Annotated in this window: 13 protein-coding genes; 5 read left to right on the forward strand and 8 right to left on the reverse strand. The window is 70.4% G+C overall.

The genetic code is table 11. The features are described 5' to 3' along the window. Positions 1 to 235: 235 nt before the first annotated feature. Positions 236 to 3,505 (forward strand): S8 family peptidase, encoded by a 3,270-nt coding sequence (locus UA74_RS06930; RefSeq protein WP_157434038.1) that lies wholly within the window; start codon positions 236 to 238, stop codon positions 3,503 to 3,505. 369 nt (positions 3,506 to 3,874) lie between these two features. On the opposite strand, the gene UA74_RS06940 is transcribed toward UA74_RS06930, so the two are convergent. From UA74_RS06940 to UA74_RS06950, 3 genes are all read right to left on the reverse strand, one after another. Further along, positions 3,875 to 4,069 (reverse strand): ferredoxin, encoded by a 195-nt coding sequence (locus UA74_RS06940; protein ID WP_075739544.1) that lies wholly within the window; start codon positions 4,067 to 4,069, stop codon positions 3,875 to 3,877. A gap of 38 nt (positions 4,070 to 4,107) precedes the next feature. Next, positions 4,108 to 5,313 (reverse strand): cytochrome P450, encoded by a 1,206-nt coding sequence (locus tag UA74_RS06945; protein WP_075764061.1) that lies wholly within the window; start codon positions 5,311 to 5,313, stop codon positions 4,108 to 4,110. Positions 5,314 to 5,466: 153 nt separating this feature from the next. Further along, the gene (locus tag UA74_RS06950) at positions 5,467 to 6,432 is read right to left on the reverse strand and encodes a ketopantoate reductase family protein (protein ID WP_075739546.1); all 966 of its coding nucleotides are present in this window, start codon (positions 6,430 to 6,432) and stop codon (positions 5,467 to 5,469) included. A gap of 91 nt (positions 6,433 to 6,523) precedes the next feature. On the opposite strand from UA74_RS06950, the gene UA74_RS06955 reads away from it, so the two are divergent. After that, positions 6,524 to 7,093: a TetR/AcrR family transcriptional regulator gene (locus UA74_RS06955; protein WP_075739547.1), complete on the forward strand. Its 570-nt coding sequence runs from the start codon at positions 6,524 to 6,526 to the stop codon at positions 7,091 to 7,093. A gap of 420 nt (positions 7,094 to 7,513) precedes the next feature. Here the strand turns inward: UA74_RS06955 and UA74_RS06960 are convergent, their stop codons facing one another. From UA74_RS06960 to UA74_RS06970, 3 genes are all read right to left on the reverse strand, one after another. Next, a complete protein-coding gene (locus UA74_RS06960) occupies positions 7,514 to 8,824 on the reverse strand; it encodes a cytochrome P450 (protein ID WP_232237660.1) in 1,311 nt (436 codons plus the stop codon). Between the two features lie 64 nt (positions 8,825 to 8,888). After that, the gene (locus tag UA74_RS06965; protein ID WP_075739548.1) at positions 8,889 to 9,497 is read right to left on the reverse strand and encodes an LOG family protein; all 609 of its coding nucleotides are present in this window, start codon (positions 9,495 to 9,497) and stop codon (positions 8,889 to 8,891) included. Positions 9,498 to 9,571: 74 nt separating this feature from the next. Next, on the reverse strand, positions 9,572 to 10,870 hold the full coding sequence (locus UA74_RS06970; protein ID WP_075764063.1) for a Bcr/CflA family multidrug efflux MFS transporter: 1,299 nt from the start codon (positions 10,868 to 10,870) through the stop codon (positions 9,572 to 9,574). Positions 10,871 to 11,671: 801 nt separating this feature from the next. Here UA74_RS06970 and UA74_RS06980 point away from each other — a divergent pair. Next, positions 11,672 to 14,227, forward strand: a complete 2,556-nt coding sequence (locus UA74_RS06980) for a cellulase family glycosylhydrolase (protein ID WP_198042948.1) — start codon at positions 11,672 to 11,674, stop codon at positions 14,225 to 14,227. 127 nt (positions 14,228 to 14,354) lie between these two features. Here UA74_RS06980 and UA74_RS06985 read toward each other — a convergent pair whose 3' ends face one another. Continuing rightward, positions 14,355 to 15,359 (reverse strand): CHAD domain-containing protein, encoded by a 1,005-nt coding sequence (locus tag UA74_RS06985; RefSeq protein ID WP_075739551.1) that lies wholly within the window; start codon positions 15,357 to 15,359, stop codon positions 14,355 to 14,357. A 449-nt stretch (positions 15,360 to 15,808) separates the two neighbouring features. On the opposite strand from UA74_RS06985, the gene tatA reads away from it, so the two are divergent. Continuing rightward, on the forward strand, positions 15,809 to 16,075 hold the full coding sequence (gene tatA, locus UA74_RS06995; protein ID WP_075739553.1) for a Sec-independent protein translocase subunit TatA: 267 nt from the start codon (positions 15,809 to 15,811) through the stop codon (positions 16,073 to 16,075). 182 nt (positions 16,076 to 16,257) lie between these two features. Then, positions 16,258 to 17,121 carry a twin-arginine translocase subunit TatC gene (gene tatC / locus UA74_RS07000; RefSeq protein WP_083682991.1) on the forward strand — a complete coding sequence of 288 codons (864 nt, stop codon included), beginning with the start codon at positions 16,258 to 16,260 and terminating at the stop codon, positions 17,119 to 17,121. A 186-nt stretch (positions 17,122 to 17,307) separates the two neighbouring features. Here the strand turns inward: tatC and UA74_RS07005 are convergent, their stop codons facing one another. Then, on the reverse strand, positions 17,308 to 18,150 hold the full coding sequence (locus tag UA74_RS07005; RefSeq protein WP_075739554.1) for a PhzF family phenazine biosynthesis isomerase: 843 nt from the start codon (positions 18,148 to 18,150) through the stop codon (positions 17,308 to 17,310). Between the last annotated feature and the right edge of the window lie 440 nt (positions 18,151 to 18,590).

Genomic DNA, 18,590 nt, shown 5'->3' on the forward strand with positions numbered 1-18,590 from the left:
TTTCCGGGCTGCCGGTTGCTTATCTCATATCAGAAGTGATCTGAATCACTGGTTTGCTTCGGCATACGAAATGGCGACTATATTTGTGATCGGTTCGTTAATTTCCGATTATCGGTCGAGTCCGTCGGGAACGGTTCTCCGCCGAAAGGGCCAAGTAGCGGCGGCCGAACGGTCGATTGAGAGGACGGTGGCGATGAGGCGCAGAAAAGTACCCGCAGTGGTGTTAGGACTTGCCTTGACTTCCAGTCTTGCCGCGGGCGCGGTGCAGGCGGGGGCCGAGGAGGTCGCGGGCGGCGGGGGAGCGGACACGAGCCCCCTCGCGAATGCGGAGTCCGAGGTCCTCACGCTGATCACCGGCGACCAGCTTCGGGTCGCCAGGACGTCGGACGGCCTGCCGTCCGTCACGGTGCTGCCCGGTGATGGACGGGAGAACATCGCCTTCCACCGGATCGCGAGCGGCGACACACTCTCCGTCATTCCGGCGGACGCGCTCGGTCTGGTCCAGACGGGCAGGCTCGACGAACGACTCTTCGATGTCACCGGTCTTCTCGAGCAGGGTTTCGGTGATGCGGGTCCGCTTCCGTTGATCGTGTCGTACGAGTCGGGTGTCGATCGTCCGCTTGCCGATCCGTTGTCTGCGGTGGGTGCGGAGGTCGTGCGGGAGTTGCCGAGTGTGGGCGGCGTGGTGGTGGAGACCGAGTCGGGTTCCGCTGCGGAGGTCTGGGAGGTGCTCGGTGCGGAGCAGACCACGTTCGCGGGCGGGGTTGACCGGGTGTGGTTGAACGGTCGGGCTGAGGTCTTCGACGAGGAGAGCAACGCGCAGATCGGTGCTCCGGAGGCGTGGGAGGCCGGTTACTCCGGTGCGGGTGCGACGGTGGCGGTGCTCGACAGTGGTTATGACGCCGAGCATCCGGACCTTCAAGGTGTGGTGGTCGAGGCGGAGGACTTCACCGGCAACCCTGACGGTCCGCACGATGGCAACGGCCACGGCACGCATGTCGCGGCCACGGTCGCGGGCACTGGTGCGGCTTCTGACGGTGCGCACCGGGGTGTGGCCCCGGACGCGAGCCTGTTGGTGGGCAAGGTCTGTACTGACGACGGCTTCTGCGCCGATGACGCGATCATCGCGGGTATGGAGTGGGCGGCCGAGCAGGGCGTGGACGCGGCGAACCTCAGTCTCGGGGGCGGGCCGACTGATGGCACTGACCCGTTGTCGGTCGCGGTGAACGCCCTCACCGAGCAGAGTGGCACGCTGTATGTGATCGCGGCGGGCAACTTCGGCGCCGAGGAGTCGGTGAGCTCGCCGGCTGCGGCTGATGCCGCGCTGGCCGTCGCCAGCGTCACCAAGACCGACGAGCTCAGCGATTTCTCCAGTCGGGGCCCGAGGTTCGGTGACAAGGCGATCAAGCCCGATATCGCCGCGCCCGGCTCGGACATCATCTCCGCCCGTGCGGGCGGCACGACCGATAACGATCCTTACACGTCGTTGAGCGGCACCTCGATGGCGTCTCCGCACGTCGCGGGTGCTGCCGCCGTGCTCGCCGCCCAACACCCCGAGTGGCAGGCCGACGAGTTGAAGGCCGCCCTGACGGGCTCCTCCGTTCCGTTGGACGGCATCGGCGTCACCGGACAAGGCTCCGGCAGGCTCGACCTCGCCGCTGCGGTGTCGGCCGAGGTCCTCGCCTCGCCCTCCTCACTCAGCCTGGGGGCGTTCCCGTACCCGCATGACCAGGAGCCGGCGACTCGGGAACTCACCTACACCAACACCGGAACCGAAGACGCCGCCTTCGACCTGACGTTCGACGCGGCGGGAGCCGACGGCACACCCGCGCCGGACGGGCTGTTCAGCCTGAGCGCCGAGCAGATCACCGTGCCCGCAGGCGGCGAGACCACCGTCGAGCTGACCGTAGACCCCTCGGCCAATGCACAGCTCGGCTTCCTCAGCGGCTCGGTCCTGGCCACCAGCACCGACGGCGACACCACGGTCTCAACGGCGGCGGGCGCCTTCCTCGAGCCCGAAAGCTACGACCTGTCCATCGAGGCCACGACCCAGTCCGGCACCCCAGTCGAGTTCCCCTTCATCGTCGCCGCCAACCGCGAGACCGGCGACAGCACCCTGGTCGACTCCGACGCCGAGGGCAACATCACCGCCCGCCTTCCGGCAGGCGAGTACGACGTGGTCGCGGTCCTCGACGAGTACGTGGAGGAGGACGGCGAGGTCGTCGGCGGCTCGATGACCGCCGTGGCCGAGCTGGACATCGATCTCACCTCGGACGCGTCGATCACCCTCGACGGCACCCAGGGCGTCCCGGTGGCCGTGGAGACCGACCGAGAGACCGTCATCGAAGGCACCGTCACTGAACTGTTCGTCGGACAGACCAGCATCGGCATGGCCGGCTTCGGTGGCGTTCTGGACCCGTTCGCGGTGCCGACCGACCCCGGCGACAGCGGGCTGCGCTTCGTCTACCGCCCGTCGCTCGGCTCACCGGAGGGTACGGCCGAGCCCTACGGGTACAACCTCGTTCTGGAGGAGTCGGGGATTCCGGAGTCGCCGACCTTCGCGGTGAGCGATGCCGATCTGGCTCGCGTACAGACCGACTACCACGCGCAGGGCGTCCCGGCGTCGGGTTCTCGAGGCGCGATGGGAATTCTTCCGCAGGACGGCTTCACCTTCGGGCTGAGCTTCCCGATCGAGGTGCCCACCCAGCGGCTCGAACTCTTCAGCACCGGCGACATCGACTGGACCGAGTTCCTCACCTTCTCGGATGTCGAGGCGATCGAGGACTACTCCAAGGAGAACAGGTACGAGCCGGGGGACAGCACGGCGACGTGGAACAGCGCACCGCTGGGCGTCGGGGTCGGAACCGAGACGGTGCCCGCCGGGCAGCGGTTCGGTGACGAGATCCTCGTCAACCCCGGAGTGTTCGATCCCAGCGGCGATCCCGTGAGCTACTTCTCGATGGCGGAGACCTCCATCGTCGGCACCACCACGCTGTCGCACGGCAGTGAGGTCATCGGGACCCAGCCGGGGATCGGCAATGCACTGTTCGCGGTGCCCTCGGGCGACGAGGTGTTCACCCTGGACGTCACCGGTACTCGCGCGCTGCCCTGGTCGGTGTACGGCACCGAGATCGACGCGTCGTGGACCTTCGCCTCCGGCACGGTCGACGGCGAGCTGCCCGAAGGCCTGCCGCTGCTGGGCGTCGGCTTCAGCGGCGAGGTCGACGAGCTCGGGCAGGCGCCCGCGGGCGTCGAGTATCCGCTGGAGCTGACCGTGAACGGCGTGGCGGACGACCAGCTGACCGAGCTGAGCCTGGAGGTCTCCTACGACGACGGTGCCACCTGGACGGCCGTCGAGGTGACCTCGACCGAGGACGGCGCGACGGCGCTGCTCACCCACCCGGCCGAGGACGGCTTCGTCTCGCTGCGGGCGAGCGCGGCCGACGCGGCGGGCAACACCGTGGAGCAGACGATGCTGCGGTCCTACGGGATCACCGCAGGCTGATCACGCGAGACGCGCCCGCGTGTTCGCGGTAGGAGCGCGCCTGTGGGGTGTGGTCGGGATGCGGCGGCAGGGTCGCCTGTCGTCGCTCCCGATTCCGCGGCCTTGCCGAGGTGTTCGCCTGCGCGGGCGCCCATCCGGCGGTGAGCCTCGAACGTGCCCGGCGAAATGCCGAACTGGACGACCAGTTCCGCCGACACGCCTGCCACGACGCCGGCGTGATCCCGGTCGGCCGAGGCACACTGTCACACGGCAGTGACGGCCTGGTGCCGCATCGTGCGAGTTCGCCCTGTTCGAGCGACGACGCGCCGTTCGGCGTCCCACCCCGATCAGCGTGATCCGTTCAGGCTGTGAGGCCATCCACGGATCGACTCACTCCTCCAGGGAGAGGGCCTGGCCAGGGCACACGTGCGCCGCTTCGCGGGCCTTCTCGACCAGCTCGCCCTCCGGCGTCTCGTTCAGCACGATGATGGTGCCGTCGTCCTCGCTCTGGTCGAACAGCGCGGGCTCCGTGAGCACACACTGTCCGGCACCGACGCACCTGCTGGTGTCCACGATGATCTTCATGGCCCTCGCCTCCTGCGACGGGGATGGCAGTTCGTCCGCTACCAGGTCACCGGGAGCTGGTACAGGCCATAGATGTTCGCGTCGTCCTTGAACGGCAGCTCGTCGATGTCCATCGCCTGCTCCAGCGTGGGGACACGGCGGAACAGCGTGTCGAACACGATCTGGAGTTCCATCCGGGCCAGGTTCTGGCCCAGGCACTGGTGCGGCCCGAACCCGAACGCGACGTGGTGGCGGGCGCCGCGCTCGATGTCGAGTTCGTCCGGATTCTCGAACGCCCTCGGGTCCCGGTTGGCCGAATAGCCGAGCGCCAGCACGCCTTCGCCTGCGCGGATCAGCTGCCCGCCGACCTCGACGTCCTCGACGCACAGCCGGGCCGTCGCCACGTCGATGATCGTGAAGTACCGCAGCATCTCCTCGACCGCGCTGAGCGTTCTGCTCGGGTCGGCCTTGATCATCGCGAGCTGCTCCGGGTTGCGCAGGAACGCCAGGGTCGACAGCGAGATCATGTTCGCCGTCGTCTCGTGGCCTGCCACGAGCAGCAGCAAGCCCATGCTTGTCAGTGCCGTCCGCCGGTAGGTGCCGTTCGCGCGCAACGTGACGATCTGCCGCCCGAGCAGGTCGTCCGGCGGGTTCTTCTCCTTCTCCGCGATGAGGTCGGCCATATAGCCCTGGATGGCCCCCATCGCCGCCCACCGCTCCTCGGGCGGCGTCGACTGCTTGATCACCTTCACCGTGTTCTCCTGGAAGAACTCATGGTCGGCGTAGGGCACACCCAGCATCTCGCAGATCACCAGCGACGGGACCGGCAGCGACAGCGCGTCCACCAGGTCACCGGGCTGCGGCCCGGCCAGCAGCATGTCGATCCGCTCGTCGACGATCTCCTGGATCCTCGGCCGCAGCGCCTCCAACCGGCGCACCGTGAACTCGCCGAGTACGGCCTTGCGCGCAGGCCCGTGCTCTGGCGGGTCCATGGCGATCAGGAAGCGCTCCTCGTCCGGCCGCCGGGACGCCGCCTCGCCCTCGACCAGCGCTGGGAAGTCCGGATGCTGCCGGTCGGCGCTGAACCGCCGGTCGTTCAACACGGTTCGCACGTCTTCGTGCCTGCTGACCACCCAGGCCCACCCGCCGTCGGGCAGGCGAACCCGCGAGACCGGCTCTTCTTCGCGGATCTCCTCGTACGCAGGCGGCGGCGCGAACGGGCACGTACGGGCCATGGGGAACTCGTGCTTCTCGGCGGTGGTCATGACTTTTTCCTTCCACGACGTCACGGACAGGCGAGAGAGGCTGGACAGCGAAAAGCCGTGTGTGAACGGCAGCTGGTCGACCAGTGCGACCGGGTTCGGTTCTGGGACTCGGCGGACCGAGGAGCCGCAAAGGACCACCGGGACATCGGTATTTCAAACCTGCCCCGTCCCCTCCCGCGCGAAGCTCGGCTCCACCGCTTCCAGGCGCGGTACCGAGATGTTCAACCGTCGTGCTTCGGCCAGGGTGTCCCGGCAGACCGCACGCGGCTCCTCGGCGTCGGGGGCGGACTGAGCCGAGAAACTCACGCGCACGAGCGCGACATGAGCAGTCAGCCAGGCGAGCGCGGGGGCCGTCAGCCAGGTGGGCGCCCGGAACAGCAGCACACTGCCCCGGTGACGTCGCAGGTCGAGGCCGCGCGCCTGGAGGAGCGGCAGCAGCTCGCGGCCGGCCAGCAGCCCCTCGCGCAGGTCGCTCGTCGCCCCGACCAGTCTGGACAGGGAACCCCGCCGCAGGCCTTGCGAGAGCAGGCCTGCACCCAATGCGAAATGGACCCAGAGCCAGTCTCGGAAGTCAGGCTGCTCCTGAATCCGGAGCCCGGCCTCGCGAAAGGCCTGGCGCACGGCCCGCTCCCGGTCGGTCGGGGGTCGGCCGAGGGTGCCGAAGACGACCGACGGCCGCAGCGCCCCACGGAGCACGCCGTCCGCGTCGAAACCGCCACCGGCCTGGGGAAAGCCCCAGGCGATCTGGTCGACAGGGAGTGTGCCGATCGCGGCAGGCGGCTCGGTCCAGATGTTGCCGAAGACCAGCACCGTGGCGTGGCCGACACGTGGGGACAAGAAGGCCGTCGCCTCTGCGAGGCGGTGGTGCGGCACGCTGAGCACGATCAGGTCGAAGGAGTGGTCCGGCTCCAGTGCCTCGCGGTAGCGCACCGGCCACTTCTCGACGACGCGCTGCCCCCACACCCGGCGCCGCGCATCGAGCAGGTCGAGGTCCACTGCGTCTCCGTACGTCGCCGCGCGGCCCGGCCGGACGTAGAACTCGACGTCATGTCCCGCCTGTTCCAGGGCCCAGCCGTAGAGGGTGGCGATCACGCCTCGGCCGAACATCAGGATCTTCACGCTGCACCTCGTGGGGTACGATCGAATTGGAGACGATCTCCACTTTCCAAAATATGGAGATTATCTCCATTTGTCAACCGCGAGGTAGCGCATGACCGCCGACAAGCCGCTGCGGGCCGACGCCCGACGCAACCGCGATGTCCTGATCGCCAAGGCGCGAGAGGTCTTCGACGCAGGCGACTTCTTCGACCTGCGCTTCGATGACTTCGCCCGCCTGGCCGGGGTGGGCACCGGCACGCTGTACCGCCACTTCCCCACAAGGGAGGCCCTGGCCGAGGCGGTCTACCGAGGGGAGGTCGCCGTGCTGTGCGACCGCGCCCGCCTGCTACAGACCACGCTGCCCGCGACGGAGGCCTTGGCGACCTTCCTACGCGGCATGGTCGACCACATAGACACCCACGAGGGCCTGGCTCGGACGCTGGCCACGATCATGGCCGATCGCTCGGGCGCCCTCGCCGAGGGCAGCCGGGCGCTGGAGCAGGCGGTCACCGACCTGGTGGCCGCCGCCGTGCAGGACGGCGCCGTTCGCGACGACGTGGACGCCGGTGCCGTGATGATGGCGCTGCACGGCATCGGTGCGGCCCATGACCGCCCGAACTGGCGGGCCGAGGCCGACGATGTCATCACCCTCGTGCTGGCCGGGCTGCGCCGCCCGCGATGACCAGGCGCGATACGAGGTCGCATGCCGCGAGCGAAGGATCCGGTGCGGGGTACGGCGGCGACGGCGCGGCCCGGGGTGCTCACCCGGCTGATGCCGGCTATCGGTTCGCGACCGGCTGACGACGGGCCGGGAGGAGCTCGGGGCGAGTGACCTCGGTCGTCGGCCTGCCCGGGGTTCGGCCGCCGCCTGCGGTGAACGGGCGGGACAGGGAAGGGCGCGGTCCCTGTCCCGCCTTGGGGATTCGGACGTCGAGAACCGACGTCCGACTTCGACTCCAGGAAGGAGAGTGATTTCACGGTACGGCCTGGTAGGCATTGTTGCGACGAGTGAACGCACCAACCGACTACCGACTTCTGGCCGCCACGGTTTCACCCGAAAGGAGTATTTGCATCATTCCCGTCCGGTAGTAAATCCGGAGAGTCACAGCGACACCGGTAGTTCGGCGACTCCGCTGATCAAGACGCGTCGCCAGCGCAGCTCCTCCGGCGCCACCGCGAGGCGCATCGTCGGGAACCGCGCGGTGAGCACTCGCAGGCTCTCCTGGAGTTCGACACGGGCGAGCGGCGCACCGAGGCAGTGGTGCACGCCGTGCCCGAATGCCAGGTGTGGATTGTCCGTCCGTGCCAGCCGCAGCTCGTCCGGCGCGTCGAAGGCCGCAGCGTCGCGATCGGCCGAGCCGATGGCCGCGATCACCCCGTCGCCCGCGCGAATCCGCACCCCGGCCAGCTCGACGTCCTCGGCCGCCACGCGGTACTGCCCGGTCTCGCCGAGCCGGTTGAACCGCAGCAGCTCCTCGACGGCGGTCGGGATGTCCTCCGGAGCCGACACGAGCCGCTGCCATCGGGCGGGCTCGCGCAGCAGCGTGATCAGGAAGCTGCCGATCTGGTTCGCCGTCGTCTCGTGCCCGGCGACCAACAGCGTGAGGCCGAGCGAGACGAGTTCGTCCTCGGAGAGCGCGTCTCGTTCGTCCCGCACGAGGATCAGCTCCGCCAGCAGGTCGGCGGGAGCCTGATCGGTGGTGAGGGCCCGGCGCTTCGTGGCGACCAGCTCGCCGATGTAGGCCTCCAGGCTGCCGTAGTCCGCCTCCACCTGACTCCGCTGCGCGAGTTCCATGCTGTAGACCTGCTCGGACCAGCGTTGGAACAGCGGCCGGTCGTCGGCAGGGACGCCGAGCAACTCGCAGATGACCGCGATGGGGAGCGGGAGCGCGAAATGCGCTCTGGCGTCCACCGGCTGCGGCTGATCCGCCAACCGGTCGGCCAGTCTCTCGGCGGTCTCGGCGATCCAGGGCCGCATCTGCTGCATGCGCCGATGGGTGAAGGCCTTGGTGACCAGCTTGCGCAGCCTGGTGTGCTCCGGCGGGTCCATCGCCGTCATGGCCTGCGGCCTCGGCGTGGCCACGGCGGTCCGAGGCGCCCCCGGCCGCACCGTCAGCGCGCGGGAGAACCGCGGGTCGCCGAGCACGGTGCGGACGTCGGCATAGCGGGTCACCAGCCAGACCTCGTCGCCGGTCAGTGTCCGGACTCGGACGATCGGCCGGTTCGAGCGCAGGGCGGCCCAGGTCGGGGACGGGTCCAGCCCGAAGGCGTCGGGGAAGGGGAGGGACAGCACCCCGTCGGGTTCGGCGTCCGGTCCCGCCGAGTCCGCCCCGCCGGAGCCCGGTCGGTCGGAAGCGTGGTCGTCGGAGTGGTGCGGCATCGACGTCGTGTCGAGCCCGTCGTCGCTCGCCATCGGATCACCTCACGCATCGCCTGCGGGAATGATCACCGAGCGTATCCCGCTCACCCCGTGAGGGTCACTTCTCGGTGATCCCGAACAAGTCGGCGGCCTCCGCGGCTTCGTGGGGAGCCCATTTCGGGCCCGGCGCCCGGTAGTCGGCGAACCTGTCGAGCAGCCGCTCGGCGTCGGAGTCGATCAGCAGCGCCCTGCTGTGCCGCTCCTGGAGGAAGCCCTCGGTGGTCATGTGATCGATCATCGCCCGCAGCGGCTCGTAATAGCCGTTCACGTCGAGCAGGCCGATCGGCTTGGCGTGCAGGCCGAGCTGTGCCCAGGTCCAGATCTCGAACAGTTCCTCCAGCGTGCCCGCCCCGCCCGGCATCGCGATGAAGGCATCCGCGTTCGCGGCCATCATGGCCTTGCGCTCATGCATGTCGGCGACGACATGGAGCGTCGTCAGTCTCGGATGGGCGATCTCGCGTTCCACGAGCTGACGGGGGATCACCCCGACCACTCGGCCGCCCGCGTCCAGGCTCGCATCGGCGACGGCGCCCATCACGCCGACGGCGGCCCCGCCGTAGACGAGTACGTCGCCACGTCGGGAGATCAGCCGTCCCAGCGTGCGCGCCGCGTCGAGATAGACCCGGCCTCGGCCGTCAGACGATCCGCAGAACACACAAATCCGCACGGAGCCGACTGTATCGACAGCGCGCCCCTGACCGGGAGAACCCGATCAGGGACGCGGTGACACGAGCGAGCGAATCAGCGGACGCTGGTGGCGGCGGCCTCCGCCCCGGTCTCCTCGTTGATCACGGCCGCGAGTTCCTGCTCCTCGGCCGGGATGGGACGGGTCATCGTGCGGTAGATGACCAGCGCGCCGAGTGAGACCGCTGCCATGACCACCGCCATCGGCAGCGCAGTGTTCTCGCCGCCGAGGCTGACCAGCGGAGCCGCCAGCGCGCCGAGCAGGAACTGCAACGTCCCCAGCAGCGCCGATGCCGCGCCTGCGGCGTTGGGGTACTCCGCGAGGGCGAGCGTCGTCGCGTTGGGCATGACCAGGCCGAGGCTGGAGACGCCGACGAACAGCGCGACCATCACCCCGGGCAGGCCGAACAGGCCGGTGCTCACCAGGAACAGCAGCGCGAGGCTGGCCGTGACCGAGGCGGCCATGCCGATGTTGAGCAGGGTGCGGGGCGCGACCCGGCCGACGAGCCAGCCGTTGATCTGTCCGAAGATCAGGATGCCCACCGAGTTCAGCGCGAACAGCAGGCCGTAGACCTGCGGCGAGACCTCGTAGACCACCTGAAGGACGAACGGGGACGCCGACACGTAGGCGAAGATCGTTGCGAAGCTCAGGCCGCCCGCCAGCGCGTAGCCGACGAAGGAGCGGTCCTGGAACAGGCGGCCGAAGCTGCCGAGGGTGTCCTTCACTCCGCCTCGGCGCCGCTGCTCCCTCGGCAGGGTGTCGGGCAGGCTGACCAGTGCGGCGATGCCCATCACCACGCCGTACACGGCGAGGATGATGAAGACGCCGCGCCAGGACGTGAAGCTCAGCAGCTGACTGCCGATCATCGGAGCCAGGATCGGTGCGGCGCCGGTGACCAGCATCAGCATCGAGAAGAACTTCGCTGCGGCCACGCCGGTGTACAGGTCGCGGATGATCGCCCTGGCGATGACGAGCCCGGCCGCCCCCGCCATGCCCTGCACGAAGCGGAGCACCACGAGCACCGTGGTCGAGGGCGCGAAGGCGCAGAGCAGGGAGGCGATCAGGTAGACGGCGACGCCGACCAGCAGCGGCCTGCGTCGGCCCAGCGCGTCGCTGAGCGGACCGGCCAGCAGCTGGCCGAACGCCAGGCCGATCAGACAGGCGGTGAGGGTCAACTGCACCTGGGCCGCGGTCGAGTCGAACTCGACGCTGATGTCCGGGAACGCGGGCAGGTACATGTCGATGGACAACGGTCCGACGGCGGTGATCGCGCCGAGGATGAGGGCGAGTCGCCAGCGCGACGGCACGGACGGGGCGGTTCGAGTCGTGTCGGTGAGTTGACCGGTGAAGCTCAACGAATTCTCCAGACGAGTACAGGGGGTCTGGGGAGAGCGCATACCCCCGGCGGTCCAACACGACCTTGACTCGCGTTCATCTCGAACGTGATGCAGCTAACCCATAAGGACGCCACACTGTTCCGCCTGGTGAGATGCGTTCCGCCGTTTCGAGGGATGGTCCGCTCGACCGGCGGGTGCTGGCCGGCGCTCCGCCGGCGGTGTGGCGGTCGGGCGGTTCATTCGGTGTCGGCGGTCCGGCCTGATCGGCCACCCGGTCATAGCCGGGCCGGGGGAGTCGGTCGAACCGGAGCCCTCGCCCCGGCGTGCCGAGGTCGGCGACCACGAGCACCCGCCTGCGTCGGTCCGGGGAGGGACTCGCAGTCGATGCTCGAGGCGTCCATCCCGGTCATGGGGCCCGCAGCAGGGCCCGCGGCGCCGAGGATGACGCAGTCGAACCGGAGCGAGGCACCGCGCGGGGCGGACTCCCCGACGGCGGAATGCCAGCGTCGACGCCGCAGCAGCACGGCGAGGACCGCCGCCCAGCCCTTGCCGCAGCGCACCGGACGCAGACCGGTCGCCCTACCCCGGTCTGCCAACGATCCGGTGACTTCGGCGCTGTCGAGCTCGGTGTGGCCGTAGGGTCCGATGGCGGACCGTCGACCTGTCGGGACCGTTCGTGTCGGTCGGCGCGGGGCGGTCGACACCCGAGGTCGACACGGGGCGGCGCCCGCCGGTTCGCCCGAGGGCTCGTCGGCGGGGCGGCACGAGCCACTGCTCGCTGTGCGCCCTGCCGACATCGGCGCCGTGGAGGCACACAGCATGCGCATGTCGGGACTCGGCCGGATGAACCGCACTCCGGTCCTCGCGTCGGTCGCGGTCCTCATGCTGATCATCGGCGCGGGCGTGATCATCGACCCGACCGGACTGATCGCGCTGCACACTCCGCCGCAGGGCGGTCCGCTCGCCGTCGGCGGGCTGCGCGACGTCGCCCCGTTCCTGCTCCTGCTACCCGTGCTCCTGCTGGGCACGGCGGCGTCGACCTCGATCGTCTTACGCGACGCCGGACCCCGCGCGCCGTGGTGGTGGATCTTCCTGCTCGTCTGGGGCGCCACGGTGCTCGCCGCGATGATCGGCAGGACCGCCGCCGATCTGCTCGCCGTCGCACCGCTGCTCGCCTCACCGGCAGGCATGGGTGCGTTGTCCTTCGCCGAGACGCTCGGGCACCTCGCCTGGGCGAGCGGATTCACCGGGGTCACGGCCCTGCTGTGCTGCTGGCCTTCGGCGTTGACCGCAGCCCTGCTCCATCGCAGGCGGAAGAACGGCCGAACGGCGGACACCGAGAACCCGGTGGTCCGGCGGGCCGACCGGCGGATGGTGATCGTCTACGGACTCGCTCTCGTCGGCTTCACCGGCCTGGTCGGCCCGTGGCTGGGCGGCCACTGGTGGGCGGGTTCCTCCCTCGGATTCACCTATGACCACGGCCTGCGGCTCCTTGCGCCGAGCCGGGCAGCGGGCGTCGTGGGCTATCTCGTCGGGCTGACGATCCTCACCGCCGCCTCGGTCGCGGTGTTCGCGGTGCTCGTCCGGCACATCGGTGCGAGGCGGCGTGCGAGGTCGGCATTCCTGGCCGGCTGGATCGCCACGACGCTTGGGGCCTCGGTGCTCGGGCTGGCTCAGCTTCTGGCGTTGCTCGGCACGCCGAGTCCGGCGGACCGCCTCGGCGGTGATCGGTGGTGGATCTCGCTGGTGCTGATCCGGCAGGCCGACGGCCTCTCCTACGGGCTCGTCGTCGGCGGGGTGGCCGCAGGTGCGGTGGTGCTCAGCGCCTTCTGGCGGCCGATCTCGGGCAGGCCGACCTCGGCGGGCAGGCTGATCGCCCTGCGACGCGTCCGAGGCCTGCCCACCCTGGCATCGCTGGCCTTCGTCCTGATCCTCGCCGCGCCGCTGGCACTGAGTCCGACCGAGCCGAGTCGGATCGGCCGAGACGACCTGCTGCTGGCCGAGCCGGGACTGCCGCAGGGCACCGGCCTGCCCCGGCTCACCGTCCACCCCGGCGAGCCCGCCGTGCTCGGCACCGCCGACGGCAGGGCGGTGCTTCTGCGCGGTGTCAACGTCTCGGATCTGCTCGCAGGCGCGGCAGGTGTCGGCGAGGGCAGCCTGGCGGCGCTGGCGGCCCGGGGCGCAGGCGTCATCCGCGTCGGGGTCTCCTGGCATCGCCTGGAGCCGGAGCCGGGGCACGTCGACGAGGCGTATCTCGCCGAGATCCGCGCGCTGGTGGATCAGGCCGCGCGGCATGAGGTCTACACAGTCCTCGCGCTGCACGCCGACCTGATTCGGCCTGCCACGCCCTGCCCCGGCGAGCCCGATCGCGAACCCACGGGTCCCGGCGTGTCCTCGGCGGACGTCGGGCCCTGCGCATCCCCCGATCCCGCAGGCGCCCGGCTCGTCGACCCGACCGACTTCGCCTACGACGACGACGGCAGCCAGACGCGACTGGTGAACCTGTGGGGCCGCCTCGCAGGCGAGTTCGCGACGAACTCGGCGGTGGCGGGATTCCACCTGCTCGACGATCCCCGGATCGGCGACGGACCCCCACTGACCTCGGGTCTCCTGCTCGGCCGCTTCTACGACCGCGCGGTGCGGGCGGTGCGGACGGCGGAGGAGTCGGTGGCGGGCGGCTTCCCGCACCCGGTGTTCGTCGAGCCGAGCGCCGGCTGGGCCGCCGTCGGGGTCGACGTCCCGCCGCCGCCCGGTTTCACCGACGATCCTCGGCTGGTGTTCGCTCCGCCGTCACGGGCGGCGGCCGGGCCGGGCCGCAGCGCTGAGGCCGGGGCTCTCCGGCTCGGACGAGGACTGGCCTTGGCCGAACGGCTGGTCGCCGACCACGGCGCCGCACTCTGGATCAGCGAGTGGGGCGCGGCGGCGGATGCGGCGGGGGACGGGGACCTCCTGCGTGGTCAGGCCGTCGTCGCGGATCGGCATCGACTCGGCGGCGCCTTCTGGCGGGCCGCCCCCGACTGCGGGCAGCAGTCGGGACCCGTGCCGCCGAGGAGCGCGACCGCTGGCGCGGCAGGCTGCGACTCCGGCGGCGCCGAGACCGACACCGAGGTCGCGGAGGTACTGGGCAGAAGCTATCCGCGGGCGGCGCCGGGCAGGCTGCATCGGCTGGTCTCCGATCCGGCCCGACGCACGATGGAGTTGGCGGGCAGCAATCAGCAGACGGCGTCGAGCTGCGTCCTCGACGTCTGGGTGCCGGGTCGCGCCGAGCCGGTCGTGCAGGCCGACGGCGTGCGGGACGTGCTGATACGGGCGGTCGCAGGCGGCTGGCGGATCACCGGCTGTGCCACCGGGGACTACCGCCTCGCGGTGCGATGACCGAGGCGCCGAGCCCGTCGGTATCTCATCGGATCACGGCGAGCCGGCGGCGCCGGGCGTAGTGCGGCATCGGTCCCGCCGCCACGGCGGGGCCCGTCGGTCCCGTCGCGTCGCCGGGTGGCGCGGGTCAGCTCGTCCACCGCCGCAGCCGGGGGCGCGCGGCGTGCTGCCAGTGCCCGGGGAAGTCCTCCTCGATGCGCCGGGCGATCTCCTGGTCCCGGCCGTACCAGAGGCCGAAGGTGAATCCGTTCCGTCCCTGCGTCTGTGCCTGTGCTCCCAGATCCCGCAGCATCGCGCGGCTGAGCACGGTGTCCTGGTGGGCGCCCAGTGTGTGCTGGAGTCGGTGCAGGGCCTTGCCCAGTCTGCGGGCCTTCCGCCTTGCGGCGGGGCGGGCCACCTCGGCCGCGTAGCGCGTGCGCTTGGCGAGCTTGCGGACCTCGTGCAGCGCCGCAGCCCGCGCGCCGTTCGACACGGGCACCGTCGAGGGAGCACCGCTCGAACCGGCGGCGGCCGCCCCGGCCGATTCCGACGGCTCGACCGGCGTCGCGAGTGCCGTGCGCGCGGCGCGGTCGAGCTTGCGCCAGCTGCGGGCCACCAGCGCGGGCAGCACCTCGGCCGCCCACTGCTCGGCGGCCGGGGTGAGCGGCGGCCGTTCGAGCAGCAGCCGCGCCGACTCGGTCAGCGCCCGGTACCGCGAGCCTGCCAGCACCGCCGTCACCGTCTCGTCCGCCGTGGCCTGTCTGCGGGCCGTCCGCCGGGTGAGCTGTCGGTCGATCTCGCCCAACAGCAGCTCCGGGGCGGTGTCTTCGAGCCGGGTGCGCAGCCTCGCGGTCACCACCTCGGCGTCGCGCGACTGCCCCAGGACACCGGCCAGCCACTTCAGCTCGTCGGTCAGCTTCCTGGTCTCGGCGCGATCGACGACCGCGCCGAAGGACTGGAATGCGCTGCGCATCCGTCGGGTCGCGACTCGCATCCGGTGCACGGCGTCCGGCTCGCCCCGGTGGAAGGCCTGTTCGTTCTCGAGCAACGCGGCCTCCTGTCTGCGCAGGTAATCGAGGACGACGTCGCCGGCGGGCGATTTCTTGCCCAGCCGGGTGGTCGGTGACGCGGCGGGCCGTGCTGCGGTGCTCATCGGTGCTCTCCTGACGAACGTGAGAAGGGGTCTTTTACTGCGGTACCCGGTGAATCGGGGTGGTACACGGTCAAGATCGCGGTGAGCAGGTGCCGGGCCCGCCGACCGACGGTTCGCCGGACCCGCGCCGAGGGCCCGCCGCATCGCGGATCTCCGCCCGTCATGACGGGGCAGGTCGGCGTCCGGCACGAGGTGCTCATCGGCTCGCCGCCGATCTGCATCGATGCGCTGCCGTCGATCGTCTCGGACCCGGATCGCCCCGGCCCCGCCCCGTCGGCGGGCACCGATGACCCGGCGTCGGGCTCGGTGCCCGACGGTCGCGTGGTCCGGACGGGCCGACGAGGCGGTGGACCCGAGAAGAAGTCACGGACAACGATGGGCCACCGCTCTCGCTATCGCCGGGGTCGGCTGCGTACGATCGGCCCCAGCCACTGATGGGAGGCCCGCGAATGTTCGGTCTGGGCGCAACCGAGTTGTTGATCATCGCCGGAGTACTGGTGCTGCTGTTCGGCGCGACGAAGCTGCCGCAGATGGCACGGTCGCTCGGCCAGTCGGCCCGAATCCTCAAGGCCGAGACGAAGGGATTCCGCAACGACGGCACGGCCGAGACGCCCGCCGTCGAGAATGCCCCCGTGCAGCAGGTGCAGGCGGCCCAGCCCGTCCCGGCGGCCCAGCCCCTCCAGGCGGCTCAGCCCGTCCAGGACGACAAGCGCTGAGTCGTCTCGCCCGGCAGTGACGCCGGAGCGGGAAACCGTCGGTCGCTCCAGACCGGCTGCTGCACATCAGAGAGAAGGCAGGTCGCCTGGTCGTGGTCCGATGGATTCGGTCGCTGCGCTGGTTGAAGGTGCTTCGGTTCGGCCGACGTGGAAGCCGTGGGCGAAGCAACCCCGACGGCACGATGCCGCTCATCGAGCACCTCTACGAGCTGCGATATCGGCTGGCGCTGGCCTTCGCCGCAGTGCTGGTGGGCGCGATCATCGGCTTCATCTGGTTCGACTTCGGGCCGGGGCCGATCCCGACGCTGTCCTCGCTGATCACCGGGCCGTACTGCTCGCTGCCGACGGACATGCGGTTCGAGGCCAACGACGGCACCTGTCAGCTGATGCAGACCACGGCCTTCGAGGTCGTCGGGCTGCGTTTCCAACTCGCGTTCGCCTCCGGTGCCGTGCTGTCCTCGCCGGTCTGGCTCTACCAGATCTGGGCGTTCATCACGCCGGGCCTCTATGCCAAGGAACGCAAGTTCGCGGGCATCTTCGTCGCCTGCGCGAGCGTCCTGTTCATCACCGGCGCGGTCCTGGCCTACCTGGTCGCGCCGGAAGGCCTGTACTTCATGGCCAGCTTCGGCGCCGGGAACTTCTTCACCGCCCTCACCGGCGGCGCCTACGTCGGCTTCATCCTGCTGCTGCTGATGATCTTCGGTATCAGCTTCGAGCTGCCGCTGCTGGTCGTCATGCTCAACCGGGCGGGCGTGCTGCCCTACGCCAAGCTCAAGAAGTGGTGGCGGGGCATCGTCTTCGGCCTGTTCGTCTTCGCGGCCTTCGCGACGCCGGGCCAGGACCCGCTGTCGATGGTGGTCCTGGCCTCCGCGCTGGTGCTGCTGTTCGGCATCGCCAGCCAGCTCGCCCGCGTGCACGACAAACGCAAGGCACGCAAGCTGGCTGCGGCGGGCCTCGCCGAACTGGACCCGGACACTCCCTCCGAGGTGGATCTGCGACCCAGCGAGACGCCGCCGAGCCAGAACCGCTACGACGACTCGACCTGATCGGGCACTGAGCGAGCCGCCGACGACCCCCGGCCGTAGACCGGCCGGGGTCATCGACTCGGGGCGCGGCAGGCCGTCGGCGTCCGTCTGACGCCTGCGGAGCCTCGCCTCGGCCGTGTTCGCTCCCGTGTCCTGGTCGGCCGAACCCGGCCGGGCGCAGCGTCTCGGGCGGCGGCGTCGGCCGAGTCAGCCGATCGACGTCGCCGTGCCGGAGATCCGCACCCGCCGGTCGCCCGGTTCGAGGTCGAGGAGCAGCTCGCTCGGCCTCCCCATGTCCTCGCCCTGGCGGATGCGGACCTGTAGCGGCTCCCGCACTCGACCCAGGGCATGCAGCAGTCCGCCGAACGCGGCTGCGGCGGCGCCGGTCGCCGGGTCCTCCACGACGCCCCCGATCGGGAAGGGGTTCCGGGCGTGGAAGCGGGTCGGCGACTCCGCCCAGAACAGGTTCACCGTGGTCCAGCCGTGCTCGTGCATCAGCTCGGCGAGGCCGTCGAAGTCGTAGTCCAGGTCGGCGAGCCGCTGCCTGCTCCCGGCGGCGAGCATCAGATGTCGGTTGCCGCCGAAGGCCGCCGTCGGCGGGAAGTCGGGGTCCAGATCCGACGCTGCCCAGCCGAGCAGGTCCAGTGCCCGCGTCACCGGCTCGGGTTCGAGCGGCTCCGCGAAGGTCGGGACGCTGGTCAGCGTGGCCAGGAGGCCGCCGTCCGACTCGCTGCGGACCTCCACGGGAATCTCGCCTGCCTGCGTGTCGAACACCAGCGGGCCCGGCCCGATCGACTCGCCGAGCGCGACGGCCGACGCGATCGTCGCGTGCCCGCAGAAGGCGACCTCGGCAAGCGGGCTGAAGTAGCGGATCAGATGACGACGGTCGCCCCGGCGGGTCAGGAACGCCGTCTCCGAGTAGCCGATCTCGGCGGCGATGCGCAGCATGTCCTGCTCGTCGAGTCCGTCGGCGTCGAGGAGCACCCCGGCCGGGTTCCCGCCGTCGGGCTGCCGACTGAATGCGACGTAGCGCTGGATGTCTCTCGTCATGCGGCCATTCTGCGGACCCGTCATCATCGAGACAAACGATGAATCGGGATGAATGCCATCGGCGATTCCGATGGACTGAGTGGCTGCGCCGAAGCGGTGGCGGCGTGCGCGACGACTCGTCGGGCCTCGGGTGCCGGGCCGGGCGCCGCGTCAGCCCGGTCGCAGCCGCAGGTTCTCATACGGCCGAGTGGGTGATCTCCGCGCGGCAGACGGCTCGGCCGAGCCCGTGACGTGCGACTCCGGCTCGGCCGATCTCGCCACTACCGGTCGAAGGATCGTCAGATTGTTGACAATAAATCGCTACCGGAGCTAGCTTTCGGTGACGTCCCGGCGGCGGAGTGTGGAGGTGCGTTCCATGACGATCAGTGGTGGTCTGCGTGCCTGGCTCTGTCTGCTTCGGGTCTTCTCATTCAGGCTGTGACAGCCCGTTTCGGGCGCAG

It is taken from the genome of Actinoalloteichus fjordicus, from assembly GCF_001941625.1.
In the GTDB taxonomy this organism is placed as follows: domain Bacteria; phylum Actinomycetota; class Actinomycetes; order Mycobacteriales; family Pseudonocardiaceae; genus Actinoalloteichus_A; species Actinoalloteichus_A fjordicus.

Coding starts and splice junctions, on each gene's coding strand:
- UA74_RS06960 (WP_232237660.1), bottom strand. CDS start 8,824: ATGGCGAGCGACGACGGGCTCGACACGACGTCGATGCCGCACCACTCC.
- tatA (WP_075739553.1), top strand. CDS start 15,809: ATGTTCGGTCTGGGCGCAACCGAGTTGTTGATCATCGCCGGAGTACTG.
- UA74_RS06980 (WP_198042948.1), top strand. CDS start 11,672: ATGCGCATGTCGGGACTCGGCCGGATGAACCGCACTCCGGTCCTCGCG.
- UA74_RS07005 (WP_075739554.1), bottom strand. CDS start 18,150: ATGACGAGAGACATCCAGCGCTACGTCGCATTCAGTCGGCAGCCCGAC.
- UA74_RS06945 (WP_075764061.1), bottom strand. CDS start 5,313: ATGACCACCGCCGAGAAGCACGAGTTCCCCATGGCCCGTACGTGCCCG.
- tatC (WP_083682991.1), top strand. CDS start 16,258: ATGCCGCTCATCGAGCACCTCTACGAGCTGCGATATCGGCTGGCGCTG.
- UA74_RS06940 (WP_075739544.1), bottom strand. CDS start 4,069: ATGAAGATCATCGTGGACACCAGCAGGTGCGTCGGTGCCGGACAGTGT.
- UA74_RS06985 (WP_075739551.1), bottom strand. CDS start 15,359: ATGAGCACCGCAGCACGGCCCGCCGCGTCACCGACCACCCGGCTGGGC.
- UA74_RS06955 (WP_075739547.1), top strand. CDS start 6,524: ATGACCGCCGACAAGCCGCTGCGGGCCGACGCCCGACGCAACCGCGAT.